The sequence below is a fragment of the Alteromonas sp. C1M14 genome (assembly GCF_018860965.1).
In the GTDB taxonomy this organism is placed as follows: domain Bacteria; phylum Pseudomonadota; class Gammaproteobacteria; order Enterobacterales; family Alteromonadaceae; genus Alteromonas.
On sequence record NZ_JAHKQF010000015.1, the window covers coordinates 53,753 to 75,063 of the forward strand.

The 21,311-nt window shown below is 46.2% G+C and carries 20 protein-coding genes; 8 read left to right on the plus strand and 12 right to left on the minus strand.

What is annotated here, in order from left to right; translation table 11 throughout:
* The first annotated feature begins 101 nt into the window (after positions 1 to 101).
* Positions 102 to 650: a GspH/FimT family pseudopilin gene (locus KO501_RS12740; RefSeq protein ID WP_216030059.1), complete on the plus strand. Its 549-nt coding sequence runs from the start codon at positions 102 to 104 to the stop codon at positions 648 to 650.
* Position 651: 1 nt separating this feature from the next.
* On the opposite strand, the gene KO501_RS12745 is transcribed toward KO501_RS12740, so the two are convergent.
* A complete protein-coding gene (locus KO501_RS12745) occupies positions 652 to 1,014 on the minus strand; it encodes a type IV pilin protein (RefSeq protein WP_216030060.1) in 363 nt (120 codons plus the stop codon).
* Between the two features lie 109 nt (positions 1,015 to 1,123).
* Here KO501_RS12745 and KO501_RS12750 point away from each other — a divergent pair, with 109 nt between their 5' ends.
* The 4 genes from KO501_RS12750 to KO501_RS12765 are packed head-to-tail and all read left to right on the plus strand — an operon-like array spanning position 1,124 to position 3,858.
* Complete coding sequence (locus KO501_RS12750; RefSeq protein WP_216030061.1) at positions 1,124 to 1,636, plus strand: prepilin-type N-terminal cleavage/methylation domain-containing protein; 513 nt, start codon at positions 1,124 to 1,126, stop codon at positions 1,634 to 1,636.
* Positions 1,630 to 2,238: a prepilin-type N-terminal cleavage/methylation domain-containing protein gene (locus KO501_RS12755; RefSeq protein ID WP_216030062.1), complete on the plus strand. Its 609-nt coding sequence runs from the start codon at positions 1,630 to 1,632 to the stop codon at positions 2,236 to 2,238. The genes KO501_RS12750 and KO501_RS12755 overlap by 7 nt, the downstream gene beginning before the upstream one ends.
* Complete coding sequence (locus KO501_RS12760; RefSeq protein ID WP_216030063.1) at positions 2,228 to 3,313, plus strand: hypothetical protein; 1,086 nt, start codon at positions 2,228 to 2,230, stop codon at positions 3,311 to 3,313. Before KO501_RS12755 ends, KO501_RS12760 begins: the two co-directional genes overlap by 11 nt.
* Positions 3,310 to 3,858, plus strand: coding sequence for a hypothetical protein (locus KO501_RS12765; RefSeq protein ID WP_216030064.1), 549 nt, complete (start codon positions 3,310 to 3,312; stop codon positions 3,856 to 3,858). Before KO501_RS12760 ends, KO501_RS12765 begins: the two co-directional genes overlap by 4 nt.
* Positions 3,859 to 3,860: 2 nt before the next feature.
* Here the strand turns inward: KO501_RS12765 and KO501_RS12770 are convergent, their stop codons facing one another.
* From KO501_RS12770 to murJ, 11 genes are all read right to left on the minus strand, one after another.
* Complete coding sequence (locus KO501_RS12770) at positions 3,861 to 4,319, minus strand: type IV pilin protein (protein WP_216030065.1); 459 nt, start codon at positions 4,317 to 4,319, stop codon at positions 3,861 to 3,863.
* An 8-nt stretch (positions 4,320 to 4,327) separates the two neighbouring features.
* Positions 4,328 to 8,386 carry a PilC/PilY family type IV pilus protein gene (locus KO501_RS12775; protein ID WP_216030066.1) on the minus strand — a complete coding sequence of 1,353 codons (4,059 nt, stop codon included), beginning with the start codon at positions 8,384 to 8,386 and terminating at the stop codon, positions 4,328 to 4,330.
* A gap of 12 nt (positions 8,387 to 8,398) precedes the next feature.
* A complete protein-coding gene (locus tag KO501_RS12780) occupies positions 8,399 to 8,962 on the minus strand; it encodes a PilX N-terminal domain-containing pilus assembly protein (protein ID WP_216030617.1) in 564 nt (187 codons plus the stop codon).
* A 5-nt stretch (positions 8,963 to 8,967) separates the two neighbouring features.
* The gene (locus KO501_RS12785; protein WP_216030067.1) at positions 8,968 to 9,810 is read right to left on the minus strand and encodes a PilW family protein; all 843 of its coding nucleotides are present in this window, start codon (positions 9,808 to 9,810) and stop codon (positions 8,968 to 8,970) included.
* On the minus strand, positions 9,807 to 10,427 hold the full coding sequence (locus KO501_RS12790) for a pilus assembly protein PilV (RefSeq protein WP_216030068.1): 621 nt from the start codon (positions 10,425 to 10,427) through the stop codon (positions 9,807 to 9,809). Before KO501_RS12790 ends, KO501_RS12785 begins: the two co-directional genes overlap by 4 nt.
* 131 nt (positions 10,428 to 10,558) lie before the next feature.
* Positions 10,559 to 11,503: a 4-hydroxy-3-methylbut-2-enyl diphosphate reductase gene (ispH, locus tag KO501_RS12795; protein WP_216030069.1), complete on the minus strand. Its 945-nt coding sequence runs from the start codon at positions 11,501 to 11,503 to the stop codon at positions 10,559 to 10,561.
* 14 nt (positions 11,504 to 11,517) lie between these two features.
* Positions 11,518 to 11,973 (minus strand): FKBP-type peptidyl-prolyl cis-trans isomerase, encoded by a 456-nt coding sequence (gene fkpB, locus KO501_RS12800; protein ID WP_216030070.1) that lies wholly within the window; start codon positions 11,971 to 11,973, stop codon positions 11,518 to 11,520.
* A gap of 10 nt (positions 11,974 to 11,983) precedes the next feature.
* Positions 11,984 to 12,505 (minus strand): signal peptidase II, encoded by a 522-nt coding sequence (lspA, locus tag KO501_RS12805; protein ID WP_216030071.1) that lies wholly within the window; start codon positions 12,503 to 12,505, stop codon positions 11,984 to 11,986.
* The gene (gene ileS / locus KO501_RS12810; RefSeq protein WP_216030072.1) at positions 12,498 to 15,317 is read right to left on the minus strand and encodes an isoleucine--tRNA ligase; all 2,820 of its coding nucleotides are present in this window, start codon (positions 15,315 to 15,317) and stop codon (positions 12,498 to 12,500) included. Before ileS ends, lspA begins: the two co-directional genes overlap by 8 nt.
* 51 nt (positions 15,318 to 15,368) lie before the next feature.
* Positions 15,369 to 16,307, minus strand: coding sequence for a bifunctional riboflavin kinase/FAD synthetase (gene ribF / locus KO501_RS12815; RefSeq protein ID WP_216030073.1), 939 nt, complete (start codon positions 16,305 to 16,307; stop codon positions 15,369 to 15,371).
* A gap of 90 nt (positions 16,308 to 16,397) precedes the next feature.
* Positions 16,398 to 17,957, minus strand: coding sequence for a murein biosynthesis integral membrane protein MurJ (murJ, locus tag KO501_RS12820; RefSeq protein ID WP_216030074.1), 1,560 nt, complete (start codon positions 17,955 to 17,957; stop codon positions 16,398 to 16,400).
* A gap of 268 nt (positions 17,958 to 18,225) precedes the next feature.
* Between murJ and rpsT the strand changes: the two genes are divergently transcribed.
* From rpsT to KO501_RS12835, 3 genes are all read left to right on the plus strand, one after another.
* Positions 18,226 to 18,486: a 30S ribosomal protein S20 gene (rpsT, locus tag KO501_RS12825; RefSeq protein ID WP_216030075.1), complete on the plus strand. Its 261-nt coding sequence runs from the start codon at positions 18,226 to 18,228 to the stop codon at positions 18,484 to 18,486.
* A 169-nt stretch (positions 18,487 to 18,655) separates the two neighbouring features.
* On the plus strand, positions 18,656 to 19,456 hold the full coding sequence (locus KO501_RS12830) for a UDP-2,3-diacylglucosamine diphosphatase (RefSeq protein WP_216030076.1): 801 nt from the start codon (positions 18,656 to 18,658) through the stop codon (positions 19,454 to 19,456).
* 80 nt (positions 19,457 to 19,536) lie between these two features.
* Positions 19,537 to 21,255, plus strand: coding sequence for a lysophospholipid acyltransferase family protein (locus KO501_RS12835; protein WP_216030077.1), 1,719 nt, complete (start codon positions 19,537 to 19,539; stop codon positions 21,253 to 21,255).
* Positions 21,256 to 21,311: the final 56 nt, after the last annotated feature.

A 21,311-nucleotide genomic window follows, 5' to 3' on the forward strand; every position in this document is an offset into this window, starting at 1 on the left:
TGAAAAGTATTTTGCTATACCCGTTAACACCATATTTCATACCTTATTCGACGCTGTTTTAGTTTACGCTAAGGGTAATAAAATTAAAGGCTTTCCAGGCGATGAAAAACAATAAAGGACTTTCATTAATAGAACTGATGATAACGGTAGCCATAGCGGCTATTTTGCTTACCGTTGGTGCGCCTGGCATTCAGTCTATTCTGCAGCAAAACCGGGTTATTGCCGCAACCAATGATATTAGCAGTGTCATCCGAACGGCCCGTTTTACTGCCATCGATCAGGAACAACTCACCATTTTATGTCCAACTAGTGACTACGACGCCTGTGGAACGGATTGGACTTTAGCCAAAATGGTGTTCATTGATGCCAACAGTAACGGTAGTCGTGATGCTAACGAAACCTTAATCCAGTCTACTGATCCCTTAGGCAGTGGCTTGGAGATTGCTGGTATAAAAACGGCCTTGTCGTTCTCTCCTGACGGCAGCGTTAGTACTGCCGCAACAATTACCCTTTGCCCTGCCAGTGGAGATGCGACTGCCGCGTCTGCAGTTATTGTTAGCCTTTACGGTCGCGTGGCCGTAGCCAAAGACAGCAACAATAACGGCATCAAAGAAGACAGCAGCGGTAGTGACTTATCTTGCGGCAGCTAAGCTAGTGCCAGCAGGAATAGGGCAAATAGTGACCGGATTGATTTACCCACAATTGATCACACTCCTCGCCCAGTAGCGCTTTTCTTGTAGCACTTAACTGATAGGTAGTGGCTGACACCTTACTCACCTTAAATATAAATGCCGATTCCTCAGCGGCAGATAATTCACTGATATCAGCATATTGACTATTTTCAAGGCGATGACTGATTTGTTCTGCTTGCCACCTTAACAGTTGGTTTCTCGCATTATTTATATCGTATTGCTGAATAACATGACTATACCCAGGCAGGGTCGCCGACGATAAGATCCCAATGATAACCAAAGCAATAAGCAGTGATAATAGTGTCCAACCGGTATTTTTCATATTAAATCCTTTCCTTAGTACAGCTGACGTCGCCGAACTGGTTTGACTAATATATGACCACCTTATCAAAACAGGTGGTGAATCCTGCTGGCTAAAGGAATAGTTCTCGATGAAAAAACACGGTTTTACCCTTGTAGAATTACTTATTGGTTTGGCCATGTCTGCGCTGTTATTGGCTATGTCGTTACCAGCATTACAACAACATTTAGACCTCATGGCGCTTTCTAAAGCCCTAGACGCAAGCCTTAGCCAGTTTCGCCGTGCTCAGGCGTTATCATTGTATTCCGGTGGCGATGTACTTGTGGTGCTGGCGACGGGAGAAAACTGGTGTATTGTTACCGCCTTCGATGAGTGTGATTGCGAAAAAACCGGTGACTGTGTGTCGCCGGCGGATTTGCCGATGCTGTCCCATTTATCTCATCCACAAATCAGCTTTAACCACAGTTCCTTTTCTCCTGCTACCTATACCCGATTTGCCGGCGGTTTCGGCACCAGCCACGGTTATGCCGGTACCCTCACCTTCAATGGACAACAGGTCTCGGGAAAAGTCGTGCTCAGTAATCTAGGTCGGGTAAGAGCCTGTATCGAGGATTTTCAATACGGAGCGTACGACAAATGTTAAGTCGGGATAAAGGGTTCACACTCATTGAGTTAATGTTAGCCATGGGCCTTGGCTTGGCCATACTTGCAGGTACGGGAAGTCTGGCCACGCGGATTTATCACTCACAGCGTGTGCTACTTAGTGGGCTATTAATGGAACAAGAAGTGAATCGCATTACCTCTGTTATTGCCCATCACTTAGCGGTGAGCGGATTTCACGGTGATGCTCGCCAAGTATTGTTTAGTGAACATAAAAAAGCAGAAGCATTTATACTGGGATATACCGTCTCCCAGCACCCTAAAGAAGCGGACAATTCGTGTCTGCTGTTTGCTTATGACACAAACGATAATGGCATACTCGACACCAGTACTAGCGACGAGCGAAAAGGGTTTAGACTACGAGATAAAACATTGGAAATGCGTGTTGACGGTAAAACCTGTGAACAAACTGGGTGGCAGGATCTTACCCAAAACGCCTTGATCACAATTGAGCAACTTAATTTTACCCCCGCCCCTTATCATCACAGCACCTCATTACAAGTTAACATCACACTGGCATTGAAAAGTCGGCCACAGGTCACAAGAACGACTCAATTTACCCTGGAACTTCCCCATGGTAATTAGGCAGAAAAAGGTAACGGGGGCCATATGGCTGGGCACATCGGTGCTATTAATGACATCCATCATCTCGGTGGCAGGTGCACTTTCACTGCTCATTATTGGGCTTGATGAACAAGATATCTGGGCAGAACAAAAAAACATTTTAGAAGACCAAGCACAACGCAATCTGGCGGAATACTCAGCCAGATTGGTGCATAGCCCGTCATGGAGTATAGGCCTACCTAGCGACCTTGCTTCCTCACTTTCCAACGTAGCTCATGAAACGATAGAGGGGGTGGAGGTAGACGTAGCCACCGTTACAATGAAGCATACAACCGGTCTTTTCACAGTAATACATCAACAAGATATTGTTCGTTTTCCACTTCTACTCAATGTACCGCCCGCCGCCCTTATCCTTGCCGATGGTTTAATAGATGATGCCACCTTTACCCTCTATCTTCCGCCATCAACGGCACATCCTACCTATTCATATTCGGTATGGGCTAATCAACCGTTAGATATGACGGTGGAAAATCGCATCACCTGCGCCTCTTTAACCATTGACGAATCAAGCTGTTTAGCTTCAATTCTAAGCCAGACTCCGTGGAAGAATTCGGATATCAAAGATGCTGATAGCCACCTGCCTCTGGACATATTAAATTATTTATTTGGTACGCATATTGACGAGATTAGCTATGACACCCTTAAGGAAATCACATGGCAACGAGCCACATCTTGTGCCGCCATCGACCCCAACGCTCGTTTCCTTTGGGTAGAAGGAAGCTGTCAATTATCAGCCTCTGATGCGATAGGGAGTAGTGATGAGCCGGTGATCCTCATCGTCGAAAATGGACATATTTTGCTACAAGATGAGGCCAAAATTTATGGCTTAGTGGTGAGTCTACAGGCGGATAGTTTATTTTCTTATCAGGTTGTTACCCATGATAACAGTCTGATTGAAGGTAGTCTGATACTCAATCATCAGGCCACAAGCAACAGTGAAATTCGGATAAAATATCATTATCCACTGTTAATGAAATTGCAGCAAATGCCGCAGCTGCAGCAATTAGCCCTTGTACCGGGAAGTCGTAAACGATGAGAACTGTCCATTCTCGACTGTGTGCAGGATGGGCGCTTTTTGAAGTACTCATTACCCTCTTTATCACCAGTGCCTGCCTGATGGGCTCCTTGCACTTATTACAAAGACTGCAAACTACTGAACGGGCTATTCAACTACGACACGAAGCGTATGCTGTGGCCTCGGATTACCGAACATTTATCCTCACTCGCAATCAAAATGGATTAAATAGCTTAGATTTTTATCTTACGTTTACACCTGACAGCGGGTTAGGCCTGGTCGCTGGCAAAGTAGAGCGAGAAATAGGCCTACATATACTTAAGCAAGAGTACACAGTGACATGGAACGCCTTTGACCAATACACTAATGGCAGCACCCTTTTTACAGCACCACAAACCACTGGTTTCCCTCATCCGCTATTAAAACAAACACAGATTTGGGTTAAATGGGACACGGAGGACAGCAAAACCATAATGGTAACCTCCCAACTAGCCCTGCCCCATCCACTCATTGATGCTAGAATTGAAAAACTACTACAACTAAATCAAATTAAACCAAGCTTATAACGTTAACACGACCAGCAATATTCGGCATTGCTAATACTGCCGCTGTTGTCTTCATCCCAAGCCTTGCGACCATCGCTAAAGTACCACAACTCGCCATCGGTAGCCTGACTCGACCCTGATACCGGCGTAGCCTTAATAACAAAATCCACAGCACTGGCACTATCTATAGTTAGGTTGTAACGCTTATTAGATGACGTTTCAGATGCCGGAGACCACGTTGAAAATATCGTAGGGCTACCCGTGTCACCGCCGCCACTGCCAGCCCCCTTGTAGGAAAACGTGCCGGCATGATGTCGTTCCATGGCTGCCGCAAAGGCCATTAGATCCGACTGGGCGGTTTTGCGGTAGCTCCCCTGAATGACGTTTTGGTATGTCGGATAGCCTATTGCAACTAAAATGCCCGCAATAGCAACCGCGATCATCAGCTCAATAAGTGTAAAACCCTTGGTTTTTCTAGACATGTTCTCAATCATTCCCTTTCAGTATCAGTGGTCCAGCTGTTTTGCTTAACCCTTTCAAACTTACCAAATATATTTTGTGCTAAACAGGAAAATATCGATGTACAAGCTTCTTCATTACCATCTTCATCCACAGTGATCACCGTAGAGGCACATTCTGTACCCACGCAGATTACCGGCTCCACCACCTCCTCGATAAGGATCTTAGCTTCCGGTGCAATGCCTGTTTGTTCTAAATCGGCATAGCGATCTGTTTTGTCTGTATCACCGTCGTTATTTAAGTCATCTACCGCGTTGCCGTTATACAGGCTGACCAAGTACGCGCGACTGCTACCCGTAGGCGGTGCACAATCACTTTCAGAACTTGAAGAAGGTATATAGGTAGTAAAAAATATTTTGTAATCAATAATCAACGGCGAAGAGAGTACTTTTTCCCCTGCTACTTCCAAACTAATATACCAACCGGATTTACCGGCAAATAAGGACGAAGCCACCTTTTGGGTACTGGCATCTGTGCTGGTTAGCAACGACTCTGTGGCATCGTATAATGAGGATTCGGTGGCCACAGTGGGCAACACATAATTCCCATCGGTATCATGCTGGAAAACCCCCGTATCTTTTAAGAAATAGAACCGATCTTCAACCACGTCATCTAAGGGTGCCGCACGCCAGCCTGAACCAATCGCTACGCCATAATATAATTCATCACCGAGGGCGACTTCGGTTACGTCAGCGCCATAGAAGAAACGTCGATTATCCGCTTCGGTAGACCCACCAAAGTCAGCAATACGGGCTCCCTTAATAAAATCGCTACCGGAATTGCCGTTATAAATATCAAACCTAAACAACTGCCCACCCATATCGGACACATACATATGGTCAGCATAGCCATCGTTATCCCGATCAATCACCGAGATGCGGCTAGGAATACTGTATACCATTTCAGAAACGTTGAGATCTGCATCCTCATTACTCACATGCCACAGTAAATCGCCGGTATCTGCATCGAACATATACACGGCATTTCCCATACCATCAGCATCGCGGGTTGTTTTCGTATCTTGGGCATCGTCATATCCACCGCCCACAATCATCACATTTTTTACCGTTGAGCCCATTTTCACTTTGGTGATGGTAGGCCTAGACCATGTCTGACCTAGTTTCTCTAAACCTGACTCACCGCCACGAATAGCAAATTTCAATTTGGGCGCTGTTTTATTCGTCACATCGAATACATAATAATTACGGCCACCTCTACGCATTCCCACGTACAAATACATGTCGTCGCCATCGTTGCGCAATACCATATCCCCATCTAACCCGTATACATGGGCGTATGAGGATGTGTCTAAATAAAAATCATATAGGTTTGCTAATAACTCTTTGGGAATAATAGCGAAGTTTTCACTGCCCGTGTCAGGATCAATGGAATGTAAAAAGCCCTGATTAGTCGCCACAAATATAGCGGAATCCGTGTCACTGTAGTTCACGATCACCGGCTGAGAATGTATGGGATCCCCGATTTGTTGGCGCGCATCTGTTGAGCTACCATCACCATCTGAATCTTTAACGTCTATGCCTCTGGCCCACTTTAATAATTCAGTACGTAACGATGCCGAACTGCTAATGGCTAAATCCGTGTAGGAAATGTTTGAGTTGCTTTCATTCACCTCATTCGCGCTATTAATAATTGCACCGTCATCTTCAAAGAAATAAATATTTCGTGATGTGGTTAACTCACTGGCAGCCCCACCGGTGGGCACATCATTTCCATCTACGCTGGCAGACCAGTAACTATGAGCAGTATCACTGAAATAGCCGGTAGAAGAATCTACTGCGTTCGCCCCTTTCTGATCCACAATGGTGTCGCCACTTAATCTGTATTTTTTCAAGTTGCCGGGCCAAATAGTACTTTCTGACGGCTTAAACAGGGCGAAGTACAGTTCATCGTTATGGGTCAGTCGGTTTAACTGATTGACTGCAACACCTGGAGAAACAAAGGTCGCATTCACGTCTTTAACCGAGCGAAGTATTGTCTGAAATGCCGTCAATAGTTCTTCGCTGTCGTCGGCTTCGTAGAAACCACCACCACTATTTAACGCAATCTGATTCAAGAAGTTGTTAGCCGAGGCATTCGCGGCAAAGCCAATGGTATGAGTGATCACCCGTCTATCTATCACCGATGTATCACTGTCACTGATATTGGCAACCAAATCTAAACCACATTTTTCACCACCGCTGCCAGAGCAGCTTTCGCCCAACAGAGACTGAATTTTTGTCACACTGTGGTTGTAATTGGCCTCACCATCCGACAACAAGACAATATGGTTATTGGTTTGGCATTGCAGATCTACCACCGGCGAAATATAGGTGGCACCGCTGGGAATGTATTCATTGATACAATCGCTGTCACTGAGGTTATCCTCGTCACAACCGTAAGGGCGTACGGGATCGTCCCCCAAATATGAACTGCGATGGCTAACTCGGGTATTTTTACGCACCGTACTTGAGGTACTGGTGATCCCCCGCGCCAAACCATAGTCAACCGCCAAACCACCGTAGTATTGTGTCGCTTCATACAAGGTGTCCACGATAGGGGTAAAACCACTTGCTGAGAGTTCATCCACTTTGCTAATTAAATGCTCACGCACAGTGGCGGTGACCCCCGGCGTGGCAGACCCACTAAAACGAATATACAACTGAGGAGCTAAAGACTGACTACCACTATAGGAATACGCCCCTCTATCGCCACTAAAATCACTTAAAATCAACATAATGTCGTTTCCAGCAGACCATCCGCTTCGGCTGAAAACCTCTTGAAGCACGCCGCTTAAATCTGGGGTTTTCTGTTCAACTTTGTGACTAAAATTAGGCATAGACCAGTTGATACTGGAAGTTTTAGGCATATTTTTGAGTAAATATCGGGGGTAGGAAGAAAAGCTATCGGCATCGTCGGTGGCCGCCGCCTGAATATTTAAAGAGGCACTACCACTGTTTGTTCCGTAAGGGGTAAGCACCATGTAAGCTTCGGCTATAACCGCATCTTGAGGTATATTTACGTCGGTGAAACGCAAACCAATATAAGAATTACTGCTGGCATTCATGGTTAATTCAGTCCCCGTGGACTGCTTACCGTTGGTCTTTTCTTCAGCATTATTCGACGTAGAGGAAATTTGATAATTCCCTTCTCCGCTGATGCAACCAGTAGCGCTGGACTCATCATAGGTTACCACCAATTGTGGCGAGCCCGTAGAGCCATAATCAGCCGCCCTTACCTTTCGAGAGCTAGCCGGGTCCAAACTGCTTCCTTCGATAATAAGCGACAAAGCCTGGCCTCCACACCAACCCGGCTGGTCTACAATTTCTTGAATAACTTCAGAGAAATCAGGTGTCGTCACTATCTCATCAGAAACGGGAAAATCATTATCTGTATCCCAGAGTACTTCGCTGGATGTTTTAGTACGTAAAGAGATATTCGCCGTTGTACTTTCAAAGGCTTCACTATTTTCGGATAGCTCACCGGCAATCTTTAATGTCGATGCAGAAGAGTTTAGCTGTGCAGAGGTCAGTCGTAAGATAGCGCCGGTAATAGTCGCACCTTGCGGAATATTCATTTCAGTGAAACGCAAGCCCGATGTTACGGTAGTGATCCCATAAGTAAGGGTTAACGAGTTAGAAGTAACATTAACTGAACCGGCCACTTCGTAGGCATCATCCCCGCTATCCGCGGTAGAGGTGATCAACTCAGGATCCACAGAGTCATCAATAGCCCGCACCGGATACAAAATTGGCCCACCGTAATCGGAAAATCGCATCAAACCGGCATTAATATTGGTGGCCGATTGCAGGGCATCTTTCAACGCATCTTGTACCCGCAGCATACGGCTCTCACCCGTGCCATCTTTGGATGTCATACTACCGGAAGTATCCATAATAAATAGCACATTGGGGTTGTAGGTGACAGAAGAATCCGCCGTGCCTAGGTAGATATCCAAATCATCGCCCCATGCGGCAAACCCAATACAACTCCACATCACAATCGAAATTAGATAGCGGTATATTTTTTTCATTTTTTTTCTCTCCTACTGCGATGCTGGTGCGAGCACCGCTGCGGTTACCGTATTTGCTACAACAGTCGAACGTTCATCGACTTTTCCACATCCTTTAACCACAAATACGTGACAGTTTATATTACTGCCACCAATAACATTGCTTGACCCGTTACACGCCTGTTCACGAATAAAAGCCGTCCGCGACCAACTTGTGGTTTTCATATCTGTTTGGTATTCGCCCGTGCTGGTGTGCTCTATACCCACCGATAAACCGGCCGATGTCACCTGTCGTTCGGTCCAACCGTCATCGAAGCAACTTAACGTATCGGTATCTGGATCAAACTGAACCCCTTGGCGAGCTTCCGTTAAGGGATCGGTCTTTGTGTCATCGGTGAGTAACACTTCATCTTCTGCTTCAAAGAAAACTCCAGCCAGCGCAGCTTCCGCCGCATCAAACGCTTGCCCTGATCGCTGCATAGATACAGCCATTTTATTTTGACTTAGGCTAGAAGACACCGCACTCACCCCGAGTATGGTTAATGACAGCAAGACTAATAAGGCCAAGATTAGCACCACGCCATCCTGGCGTACCATGGATTTCATTCCAAGCTCCTTACAAAATTCTTCATATTTCTCAGTGCCAATGTTTGGGTAAAGACTTGAAAATAATGGCTACTATCCGTGGTCACCTTGGATTCATTAAGCACCGCGATGCTTCGCACTTCCATATTACTCACTAGCGCATCATCACTTTTGATTAGAACGCCGATGCGTATGGCCACAACTTGATGATCACTACTACGCAGTGCCGGCAGATCTGATGCGGTGACATAACGCACTGCCTGCCCCTCTGAACTGGCGACATCATCGGTAATGCCATATTGCACCTGGAAGCTTTCCACGTTATCCATGATGACAACTGACTTTGAACTCCCCACCGGGGAACGCAAACCACGCAGCACACGGCCATCAAACCCCGTGCAGTAGAGCTGTCCATCAGACACATAGTATTTATTAACCACATGAAACTCAGTGTCAGCGGCATAGCCAAAACGGTTACCTGTACAATCTTCGCTACCAAGAAAATTAATCACCAGTTCATCGTTTCCGCCGCTTCCCGCCTGTGACGCCCCTAATGTGGTATTGCCGATATAATCACCTGCTAAGCCTACAGGTTTATTTTGAATAAAAGCCGATTCCACCGAGCTATCATAAGTACTATCTACGTGGGCAATAATTTCGTCATATCGGCCCGCCTCCACCAAGTCCCGATTAAGCCGTCTCATCACGAAACGTCCGGATTCTTGTACCTGGGCCACTACCTGATTTAAAGAGTTAGTTACCCTGGAGCTGACCATGGTTTGGATAATCGCACCGCTAATCACTAGCCCCAACACCAGCGCAATCATCAGTTCAACAAGAGAAAATCCACGCTGGTTCATAGTGTGATGTCCTTAACCACACACGCATTGCTATCTTTGGCATCTGCATTACAGCGGGCATTTAATGTGTATTTTTGTTTGGTGGAATTAGAAACAGGCCAACTGAGAATGATGTGGATCCGAGAGCCACTGGAACAGGTATCAGTATCGCTGGCGATACTGTCTGTACAGGTTACCTGTAAAGTCACGGCTTGATTCGTTTGTACCGCTGCGCAGGACAACGCCCAGCTATCGTATTGCGCCATTTGTGCTTCGCTACAATTTCCCCCTTCGCAATCAGGAATACTTGCAGGGCGACTAAGGCAATGGCATGCATAAACATCATCGTCGGCACAGGACAATGTTGCGAAATTATAATTTTCGGCGGTAAAGTAAGCGTTATTCACGACCATGCTGTCGCTGGCCGTGGCAGGACGGGCAGCCGTGCGCAGTCGCTCAGCAACTTGCTCTGCCACTAATTCAGACTGTGTACGACTAATGGCGTCACGATTCGCAAAAGAACCGACAAACTGTAAAGAAGCCACACCAAGTAAGCCGATTGCCAAGACAAACAAAGTGATTAAAACTTCAATAAAGCCGACACCGGATTGATGCTGTTCCAACGCATATTGGCGCATAACCCAACTACCTATTTCAATGTAAACTTATCCCGCGATTATGTTAGTTTATCGGAAAAGAAAAATAAGTATTAGGATTTAATGCAGCGTATTGAATATGATAAGGCGAGGAAATGGAGCTAGCCGATAGACTAGCTCACTTGTTTGATACGTAGCTCTTTGGGCACAGCGAATTCCACATTTTCTTCTCTGCCTTCCCGTTCAGACGCTGATACAGCGCCCCAGTTCTTTAACTGCGAAATGACTCGCTGTACCAGAACCTCTGGCGCGGAAGCCCCCGCAGTGACACCAATGTGCTCCACCCCTTCTAACCAGTTTTTTTGGATGCAATTTTCATCTGCAATAAGAAAGGCTTTGGCCCCTACCTTTTCCGCTAATTCCCTTAACCGATTAGAGTTAGAGCTATTTTGTGCCCCTACAACAAACAAGATGTCGCAATCTGATGCGAGTTCCCGCACCGCATCCTGCCGGTTTTGGGTGGCATAGCAAATATCGTCTTTTCTTGGCCCATTGATGGCCGGAAATTTTGCTCGCAAAGCATCGATGACATCAGCGGTATCATCCACCGATAACGTTGTTTGGCTGCAAAAGTATAAGTGGTCGGGATCTTTTACCTCAAGCAATGCGACATCAGCACTTGATTCCACCAGATAAATGCCACCCTGCGGATTATCATATTGTCCCATGGTACCCTCTACTTCAGGGTGTCCGGCATGGCCGATCAAAATACACTCAGTACCCGTTTTACTGGCTCGCGTTACTTCCATATGTACTTTGGTGACCAAAGGGCAAGTGGCATCAAACACTTTAAGACCGCGGGCTGTGGCTTCTTTACGAACAGTTTGAGACACGCCGTGGGCAGAAAAAATCACGATACTGTCATCCGGCACCTCGTCGAGTTCATCAACGAATTTCGCACCGCGCTCTTTTAAGCCATCTACCACAAATTTGTTATGCACCACTTCATGGCGAACATAAATAGGTGGATTAAACATTTCTAATGCGCGCTCGACTATCGTAATGGCGCGGTCTACACCGGCACAAAAACCCCGAGGATTAGCAAGATGTATTTGCATGATTAATGATCCTGTTAGTCTTTCGCTTCAGTGGATAATACATCAATGATTTCCACATCAAAAATGACCGTTTGACCTGCCAATGGATGGTTAAAGTCCACGGTGACCGAATCCCCCGCCACACTTCTAACAATGCCTGGCACTTCACTGCCATCGGGTTGAGAAAATGCCACAATAGTGCCCTCAACCAATTCTAAGTCATGACTAAATCGACTGCGTTCCATGTGATGAACATTATCAGGATTGGGCTGACCAAACGCATCGTCAGCACAAAGGGTAAAGGCTTTTTTCTCACCTTTTTTTAACCCTAGCAAACAGGCTTCAAAATTAGGCGTTAAGCTACCATCACCCATGACCAACTTTGCGGGTTTGTTATTAATTCGCGTACTGTCAGCGGCCGAGCCATCTTCCAGTTTGAGGTCAAAATGCATAATCACTTCAGATTGCGCATCAATTATATTTTCGCTCATGTACCTGCTCCTACTTCACGCCGCTGTTATCGTCCAGTGACGATTTTTTTCCATTTTTCGACGTTAGCATATCGATAATCAATAAAGCTGCACCGATAAAGATAGCACTGTCGGCGATATTAAACGCTGGCCAATGCCACTGCCCCACGTAAAAATCAAGAAAATCGATTACATAACCGTGTACTAAGCGATCGTAAACATTACCGATGGCACCGCCAAGAATAAAGCAAAACGCTACGGGTAATAGGCGTTGTTGCTTTCCAGCTTGCTTCAGCCACCATAAAATCACTGCGCTTATACTCACCGCAATGGCAGTAAAGAACCATCGTTGCCAGCCAGAAGCATCATGCAAAAAGCTAAATGCGGCGCCATAATTGCGTACGTATGTAAGATTAAAAAACGGCAGCACTTCTATTGATTCGGACAAAGTCATGTTGCCGATCACTTCGTATTTGGTCCAAAGATCGACAACAATGACAACCATACTTATCCAGAGAAACCTTAAGCCGGTATCTGTCAATAATTTAGGCATACTGACGGGTTTCCCCTTCACCATCTACGTTAGTAACACAGCGTCCACATAACTCTGGATGCGCCTCGTGCGTGCCTACATCATCGCGATGGTGCCAGCAGCGAACACATTTACTTGCCGTGCTTTTCACCACATCGATGAACAAGCCATTTACGGCAGTGGCGCTAGCACTGTCAGGCTTGTCCTCAAGGGGGGCAAGCACCACAGAAGAAGTAATTAATACAAAGCGTAATTCATCTTCCAATTTTGCCAACACTGCGGACAACTTCTGATCAGCGTACAGGGTAATATTGGCTTCTAAGGAACCGCCCAATAAACCGTCTTTACGCGCCTGTTCCATTGCCTGGTTGGCGGCATCTTTTACTGCCATCACCTGGTGCCAGAACTCATCGTCAAAATCACCGGTATTGGCGAATCCTGCGAGCCCTTCATACCAAGACTCGGTAAACACAAATTCACTGCGTTCACCCGGCAGCGCTTCCCAGATTTCCTGCGCGGTAAAACTGGTAATGGGGGCCATCCAGCGCACCAAGGCTTCAATAATATGATAAAGCGCGGTCTGACAAGAACGACGGGCATTGCTGTCGCCCTTCGCCGTATACTGTCTGTCTTTGATAATATCCAGATAGAAGCTACCCAGTTCTATGGAACAAAAATGGGTCAATTTTTGTGAAACAACCAACATGTCATACTGGCTGTAAGCCTCTGTAATCTCTTGTTGTAGCTGTTCGGTTCGGGCCACCATCCAACGGTCTAAGGCAACCATGTTTTCAGGTTCTACCGCATCAACCTTTGGATCAAACCCGTTGAGGTTAGCCAATAAGAAACGTGCGGTGTTACGTATACGACGGTACGCATCGGCGGCGCGTTTTAAGATCTCGTCACTCACGGCGATTTCGCCGCGATAGTCGGTAGACGCCACCCATAAGCGCAGAATGTCAGCACCTAATTTATTGGTAACCTGTTGCGGTGCTACCACATTACCCACCGATTTAGACATTTTTCTGCCTTTGGCATCTACGGTAAAACCATGGGTAAGTACTTCTTTATAAGGAGCATGGCCATGCATGGCCGTGGACGTCATCAACGAAGACATAAACCAGCCACGGTGTTGATCCGACCCTTCAAGGTATAAATCAGCACTGGCAGGAATATCATCCCGACGATCAACCACAAAATAATGGGTAACCCCAGAATCGAACCAGACGTCAAGGGTATCTAATACCTTGTCGTACTGCCCGGCGTCATCACCTAATAACTCGGCGTCATCAAAATCCCACCAGGCTTGAATGCCTTTTTCTTCCACCGCTTTCGCCACGGTTTCAATGATCTGAGAAGTATTAGGATGAAGTGCACCGCTGATACTGTGCACGAAAAGCGGAATGGGCACACCCCAGGTACGCTGACGGGAAATACACCAGTCCGGACGCCCCTCAACCATTTTTTCAATACGGTTTTGACCCCATTCAGGGATCCACTTGGTTTTTTCGATTTGCGCTAAAGAGGCTTGGCGTAACCCTTTTTTATCCATACTGATAAACCACTGAGGCGTGGCTCGGAAAATAATCGGGGTTTTGTGACGCCAGCAATGAGGATAACTGTGTTCATAGTTAATATTTAACAGCAGGTTGCCGTTTTCTTCCAACTTATCGACAATGGATTTGTTGGCTTTAAACACAAATTGACCGGCAAAAATTGGCGTATCTTCTTTATATACACCGTTATTTCCCACCGGGTTATACACTTCAATACCGTATTTTTTACCGACGTTAAAATCGTCAACACCATGGGCAGGCGCAGTATGCACTAAGCCCGTACCCGAGTCGGTGGTCACATGGTCGCCTAAGATAAAGGGCACGGTGATATCCAAAAAGGGATGCTGAACTGTCAGATTTTCCAGTGCCTGACCTAAACAGGTGGCCACAGTACGGAAACTATCAATACCGTACCGAGACATACAGCTTTCTACCAGCTCTTCAGCTAAAATGATCCAATTGCCACCCGTGATTTCAATCAGGCTATAGGTTAACTCGGGATGTAAACTGATCGCTCGGTTTGCTGGAAGTGTCCAAGGCGTGGTTGTCCAAATTACGGCACTGGTATGATGGTCCGATAGATCGCTGGTTTCTACACCAAAAGCCTGAGCAATTTCAGCCGTATCAGCCAAAGGAAATTTGACGTCTATGGCCGGCGATACTTTGTCTTTATATTCAACTTCGGCTTCGGCGAGGGCCGAGCCACAGTCTGTGCACCAGTGTACCGGTTTGAAACCTTTCTCTAGATGGCCAGACTCAACAATTTGCCCAAGAGCACGAATGATGTCAGCTTCAGAACTAAATTCCATGGTTTTATAGGGCTTATCCCACGCACCAAATACACCTAAGCGTTTGAAATCAGCCATTTGTCCATCAATTTGCTTTTGCGCATATTCTCGACATTTTTGACGAAACTCCGCCGCCGACACCTTAACGCCAGGTTTGCCCACTTTCTTTTCAACCATCAACTCAATGGGCAAACCGTGACAGTCCCATCCAGGCACGTAGGGTGCATCAAAATCAGACAGTGTTTTGCTTTTGACAATAATGTCTTTGAGGATTTTATTTACTGCGTGACCAATATGAATATCACCATTTGCATAAGGAGGGCCGTCATGCAATATAAAAGGTTTTTTGCCAGCTTTTGCTTCACGAATTTGCGTGTACAAATTCTTTTCTTGCCAGCTTTTAAGCATCGCCGGTTCTCTTTTTGCGAGGTTACCTCGCATAGGGAATGGCGTTTCCGGTAAATTCAATGTGGGTTTGTAATCACTCATAAACTCGTTATTTCCGTCCACCTGCCGTTGCGAAATGACGCAACAATTTGATTAAATTTGTGTCTGAGAATTGGCAAAAAGCGCCTTGGCGGTCTCTGCATCTCGTTGAATTTGCTGTTTTAACACCTCAAACGAGGCAAATTTTTTCTCATCTCTCAGTTTTTTCACCGGATAAACGTGAATTTGTTTTGAATATAACAAGCCACTAAATCCGAAAATATGCACCTCAAGCTGAGTACGCTTTCCTGCCACTGTTGGTCGCGACCCTACATTAGCGACGCCCGTGTAGCGTGTACCGTCAACCTCCACATAAACCGCAAACACACCATTAATGGGTGCCCGAGAACGTTTCAGAAGAACGTTAGCAGTGGGAAAACCAATAGTTCTTCCCTTTTTTTCACCGTGTACAACTCGGCCTTCAATAACAAAAGGTCGACCTAACATATAACTGGCGCGACTAAAATCGCCCTCAGCAAGGGCTTGCCGTACCGCAGTAGAACTGATTCTGCATTGGTCTACCATAAAACTTTGGGTGCTAGCGACATCGAAGCCCAAGGCTTTGCCTGCTTGTTGTAGCATGGCAAAGTCACCACGGCGCTCTCGCCCAAAGCGAAAATCATCGCCTACCACCAAAAATTTCACACCTAAGCGGGCGACCAACAGCTCTTCAATAAAGGCCTCAGCCGATTGCATGGCAAAGTGCTTATCAAACCGCACACACAACAATCGATCGACATTCTGTTCTTTTAGCAGCGTGTACTTTTCTCGCAATGTACTAAGTCGAGCAGGCGCGGTATCTGGGCTGAACACTTCTTCTGGCTGAGGTTCAAAAACCATCACCGTTGAGGGCAATCCCAATTCCCGCGTTTTTTCATGCACGTTAGCCAATACCGCTTTGTGCCCACAATGAACGCCGTCAAATTTTCCAATGGTCAGTACACACCCACTGTGAGTAGGGCGTAAATTGTGTAGACCGCGAATTAATTCCACTTGCTGTTAAATCCCTAATAACTGACGCTTCATTGGTAAAGCCCGCGATTATAAACGACCCGAACCGTAATACCAATCGTTGCGCATAGTTTATCCGCCAATTGCTTTAAAGTGTCGAAGCCTTACGCCGAACGCAAGCAAAAGAAACATAAACACACACACTGCCGCACCAATGGTCAAAGAGACATGCTCAATTTGCGCAATGAGCGATAGGTTAAAAAATCCATCGCCTTTGTCAAAATACTGTATCACCCCCGCCATGGCCGCACTGGCCAGAATAATCTTCAGTACAAATGCGATAGTTTCAGGCTTTGCCCGATACACCCCCATGCGATGCAATTTAAAATACAGCAAGCCGGCATTTAACGTGGCAGACAAGGATGTGGCGATGGCTAAGCCAATATAGCCGTAGGGAATAGCGAAAATAAGATTAAACACCATGTTCGCTGCCATACACCAAATACCGAATTTTACCGGCGTTTTGGTATCTTGGCGGGAGTAAAACCCTGGCGCCAGCACTTTCACCAACATAAAACTGATCAATCCAAAGGAATAGGCAATAAGTGAATAGGACGCCATCTTAGCGGTTTGGGGTGAAAAGGCCCCGCGCTGAAAAATTACCGTTAAAATTGGTTCCGCCATAAAAGCGAGCCCCACAGCGGCGGGAATACCCAACACGCACACCATCCGTATGGCCCAATCCATATTTCCGCTAAAAGCTTCGGGGTTTTTCGCCACATGATTTCGTGACAAGGTAGGCAATATTACGGTGGCAATGGCAATGCCAAACAAACCAAGGGGGAACTCTAGCAATCGGTCAGAATAATACAGCCAACTAATAGAACCGGTGGCAAGGAAGCTGGCGATCAAGGTGTCGAACAATAAGTTGATTTGCCCAACAGAAACGCCAAAAAGTGCGGGGATCATCAGGGTTCGTACTTTTACCACCCCAGGGTCTCGCCAACCCCATTTAGGTTTCACTAAAACCCCTGCTCGATATAAAAAAGGTAACTGAAATGCTAACTGTACGATGCCACCAATAAACACGCCCCACGCCAACGCAAAAGCCGGTTGCGCGAGATACGGCGTTAACCAATACGCACAACCAATAATACACAAGTTCAGCAAAACCGGAGTAAATGCGGCCACTGCGAATTTGTTTAGCGTATTGAGGATGGCTCCCGCTAAGCCGGTAAGAGAAATAAACGCAATATAGGGAAAGGTAATTTTAAGCATGCTGCTAGCGAGTTCAAATTTAGCCCCCGCTTCATCGCCTTCCAGCCAGGCAATGAACCAACCTGTACCGAACAGCGCGGTGACCACTGGCGAGCCGATAACACCAACAATGGCGACCACAAAGACGATGGCCCCCAGCGTGCCCGACACCTTGGCAATAAAGGCTTTAAGTTCGGCATTATCTTTTTCCTGGTTAACTTCGGTTAACACCGGAATAAATGCCTGAGCAAATGCCCCTTCGGCAAAAAGTCGACGTAAAAAATTAGGAATTTTATTGGCGAAGAAAAAAACATCGGCGGCAGCACCGTCACCCATCAAGCGCGCCACCACGACATCACGCACTAACCCTAATACCCGCGATATTAATGTCATTACACTGACAATTAAGCCGGATTTTAACAATTTCCCTGACACAACTCTTTCACTGCACAACTAATAATTGGACGCACACTATAGCGGATGGTGAAGATAGGGGGAAACACTCTTAAAAATTTATCTTTAGTAGGGTGAATTCCGGTTAACGCCTTGCTATACTTGCGCCCATCTCACGCAGGACGTGCGTTTATGCCTTTGCCACACTATATTCTCACTTTTTAAGGGAAAATAGTTTGACATTTACTCAATAGATAAGCATAATCCGCACCCTATTTTTTAGACATGAATTTATTTTGGGAGTTACACCTTGGCTAACATTAAGTCTGCTAAGAAACGTGCAATTCAGGCCGAAAAGCGTCGTCAGCATAATGCCAGCCGTCGCTCCATGACTCGTACAAGCATCAAAAAAGTCGTAGCTGCAATCGCTGCAGGTGATAAAGAAGGTGCACAAGCTGCACTGGCTACTGCTACACCGATCCTTGACAGAATGGCTACCAAGGGTTTGATTCACAAGAACAAAGCTGCTCGTCATAAGAGCCGTTTATCAGCGCAAATTAAAGCGTTGTAATACTGTTTTTTGTTAAAAAAGCGCCTTTTGGCGCTTTTTTTTATTCTCTATTCTCCGTTTTTGTCATGGGTTCGTCATCCAATCGTCACCCTGATGTCAATGAACAGACACAAAGCTGTCAAGTACTGCCCCTAACATTGCATTTCAAAGTCGCTACTTTGGAAAACACATGCAACCCACTCATTACCGTGCACTTTGGTTATCCGATATTCATTTAGGCAACAAAGACTGTAAAGCCGAGTATCTGCTCGCATTTCTTAATCAGGTCACCGTTGATACCCTCTATTTGGTGGGTGATATTGTAGATATGTGGGAAATGACCCGGCAATTTCGTTGGCCCGACACCCATAACCAAGTGTTACAAACGTTTATGCGCATGAGCCGAGAAGGAACCAAGGTGATCTACTTGCCTGGCAATCATGATGAGCCTCTCCAGTCTTATAGCGGCATGCAGTTTGGTAATATCGATATTTGCCGAGAATACATACACACCACCGCTACCGGAAAAACCTATTTAGTTTTACATGGTGACCAATTTGACGGCGATGTCACCTTGGGTAAATTTCACGGCTGGATTGGTGATAAAGGTTATGACCTACTGTTATTTCTAAATCGTTGGTTTAACCGGTTTAGGCAGTGGCAAAACAACCATTACTGGTCATTGGCTGGCTATATTAAGCAGCACATTAAAGGGGCCAACACCGCCATCGCTCGGTATCGTGTCGCTTGTTGCCAGCGAGCGGCAAAAATGAATCTAGATGGCGTGATATGTGGACACATTCATCATCCAGAAGAAACCATGGAGAATGGTATCCACTACATAAATGATGGTGACTGGATCGAAAACTGTTCCGCATTGGGGGAAGATGAGCAAGGAAACTTATCGTTAATTCGATGGACAACGTTGATGCAACCACCCGCATTGGTTACCCCTCTTAAGCCAAATGCCAGCCCGTCCAAAGCGGCATAATTGTCACCTAACTGACAAAAAAGTGCACAAAAAGCGTCATAGTAGATTGTTATCGTTCGTCCAAAACATCGAGATTGATTATGTTTACCGTTGATGATGTATTAACACGGCACTATCCCCAGGTTGTAGATAAACCCTGGTTATTTAAATCCCTTTCCTTTGTGCTGCGCCACCTCCTGCATGAGCGGGAAATGTCAGAATTTAGCGCCGCCTACCCCCATTATGAAGATATCGATTTTGTCGAGCAGGTACTGGAATATTTCAACATCAGCTATTCTACCCGTGATGTAGAAAAAGAACGTATCCCCTCTACCGGTCGGTTGGTGATCATTGCCAATCACCCCATCGGCACACTAGATGGATTAGCATTGATAAAGCTCGTCAGTGAAGTACGCCATGATTTAAAAGTGGTGGCTAATGAAATGCTGATGACCATTAAGCCTCTTCATAATATGCTGCTTCCTGTGAACAACATGCACGGCGGGACACCAAAGCAACACCTTCATGCTATCCATGATCATCTTAATAACGAAGGGGTTATCCTTATTTTTCCGGCAGGAGAAGTCTCTCGCTTGCGCCCACAAGGCGTAAGAGATACGCGCTGGCAGACCGGCTTTCTTCGTATTGCCAAACAAACCTCAGCCCCCGTGCTACCGGTGTACATCGATGGTAAAAACTCACCGTTATTCTACGGCGTGTCGATGATATACAAACCGTTAGCCACCGTATTGCTGGTCAAAGAGATGTTTAAGCAACGCAAAAAGCACTTGCCCATGCGCATAGGCGAAGTGATCCCTTATGAATCCTATGCCCAGCTTACCTTGCCGTTAAAAGAGCAAGTTAAACTGTTTAAGCGTCATCTATACCGAGTTGGCAATAATCGTAAAGGGGTATTGGCAACACAAGCCCCCATTGCCATGCCTGAAGACAGACAAGAATTAACTCGGGCCATTAAACAATGCGAATTATTAGGACAGACCGCCGACGGTAAGCACATTTTTTTGTATCAGCACACCGGTTGCTCCCCCATTATGCGAGAAATCGGCCGCCTGCGAGAAATCGCTTTTCGTGCAGTAGGAGAAGGCACCAACCGCCGTCGTGATATCGACCCATACGACCCTCATTACTATCATCTTGTGCTATGGGATGAAAATGATTTGGAGATCGCGGGAGCTTACCGGTTTGGCGATGCACAAAGACTCTCTCATGCAACCCACCCTACGGGGTTATACTCTGCAACACTATTTGATTACCAAAGTGACAACCAAGCATTATTTGCTCAAGGACTTGAATTAGGCCGAAGCTTTGTACAGCCTCGCTATTGGGGAAAGCGCAGTCTGGATTATCTCTGGTTCGGCATTGGTGCGTTTTTAGCCCGCTACCCTAAATATCGCTATTTATTTGGCGCAGTATCCATCAGTAATGCCTATCCCCAACCGGCTAAAGACTTGCTAGTGGAGTTTTATCGCACCCATTTTCCGCCTCAGTTCGGTGCCGCCACTTCACGTACACCCTATCTGGTATCGTCTGATATGACAGCCACGTTTGCTGGCACGGATTATAAAAAAGAATTCTCTGAGCTTAAGCATCTTTTAGCGAACATGGGCGTAAACGTCCCTACCCTTTATAAGCAATATACCGAAGTGGCTAAACGAGATGGCGTGGCATTTCTAGACTTTAATGTGGATCCGGACTTCAATGATTGTATAGACGGGCTCGTGGTGGTTGATATGGAAAAGCTGACAGACAAGAAGCGTAAACGTTACCTATCCCATAGTCCCATGGCCAACACAGCCTAACCGAGGGCTGGCTTTGTTTCTTTTTAATTTTGCCTTGTGGCTTCCACACAAAGCGG

Bases quoted from the DNA above. Each gene is read 5' to 3' on its own strand.
- ispH (WP_216030069.1), bottom strand. From the start codon at position 11,503: ATGCAAATACATCTTGCTAATCCTCGGGGTTTTTGTGCCGGTGTAGAC.
- KO501_RS12780 (WP_216030617.1), bottom strand. From the start codon at position 8,962: ATGGTACGCCAGGATGGCGTGGTGCTAATCTTGGCCTTATTAGTCTTG.
- lspA (WP_216030071.1), bottom strand. From the start codon at position 12,505: ATGCCTAAATTATTGACAGATACCGGCTTAAGGTTTCTCTGGATAAGT.
- KO501_RS12745 (WP_216030060.1), bottom strand. From the start codon at position 1,014: ATGAAAAATACCGGTTGGACACTATTATCACTGCTTATTGCTTTGGTT.
- KO501_RS12770 (WP_216030065.1), bottom strand. From the start codon at position 4,319: ATGTCTAGAAAAACCAAGGGTTTTACACTTATTGAGCTGATGATCGCG.
- KO501_RS12760 (WP_216030063.1), top strand. From the start codon at position 2,228: ATGGTAATTAGGCAGAAAAAGGTAACGGGGGCCATATGGCTGGGCACA.
- KO501_RS12740 (WP_216030059.1), top strand. From the start codon at position 102: ATGAAAAACAATAAAGGACTTTCATTAATAGAACTGATGATAACGGTA.
- KO501_RS12830 (WP_216030076.1), top strand. From the start codon at position 18,656: ATGCAACCCACTCATTACCGTGCACTTTGGTTATCCGATATTCATTTA.
- KO501_RS12765 (WP_216030064.1), top strand. From the start codon at position 3,310: ATGAGAACTGTCCATTCTCGACTGTGTGCAGGATGGGCGCTTTTTGAA.
- KO501_RS12750 (WP_216030061.1), top strand. From the start codon at position 1,124: ATGAAAAAACACGGTTTTACCCTTGTAGAATTACTTATTGGTTTGGCC.
- KO501_RS12790 (WP_216030068.1), bottom strand. From the start codon at position 10,427: ATGCGCCAATATGCGTTGGAACAGCATCAATCCGGTGTCGGCTTTATT.
- KO501_RS12775 (WP_216030066.1), bottom strand. From the start codon at position 8,386: ATGAAAAAAATATACCGCTATCTAATTTCGATTGTGATGTGGAGTTGT.
- ileS (WP_216030072.1), bottom strand. From the start codon at position 15,317: ATGAGTGATTACAAACCCACATTGAATTTACCGGAAACGCCATTCCCT.
- KO501_RS12785 (WP_216030067.1), bottom strand. From the start codon at position 9,810: ATGAACCAGCGTGGATTTTCTCTTGTTGAACTGATGATTGCGCTGGTG.
- fkpB (WP_216030070.1), bottom strand. From the start codon at position 11,973: ATGAGCGAAAATATAATTGATGCGCAATCTGAAGTGATTATGCATTTT.
- KO501_RS12755 (WP_216030062.1), top strand. From the start codon at position 1,630: ATGTTAAGTCGGGATAAAGGGTTCACACTCATTGAGTTAATGTTAGCC.
- KO501_RS12835 (WP_216030077.1), top strand. From the start codon at position 19,537: ATGTTTACCGTTGATGATGTATTAACACGGCACTATCCCCAGGTTGTA.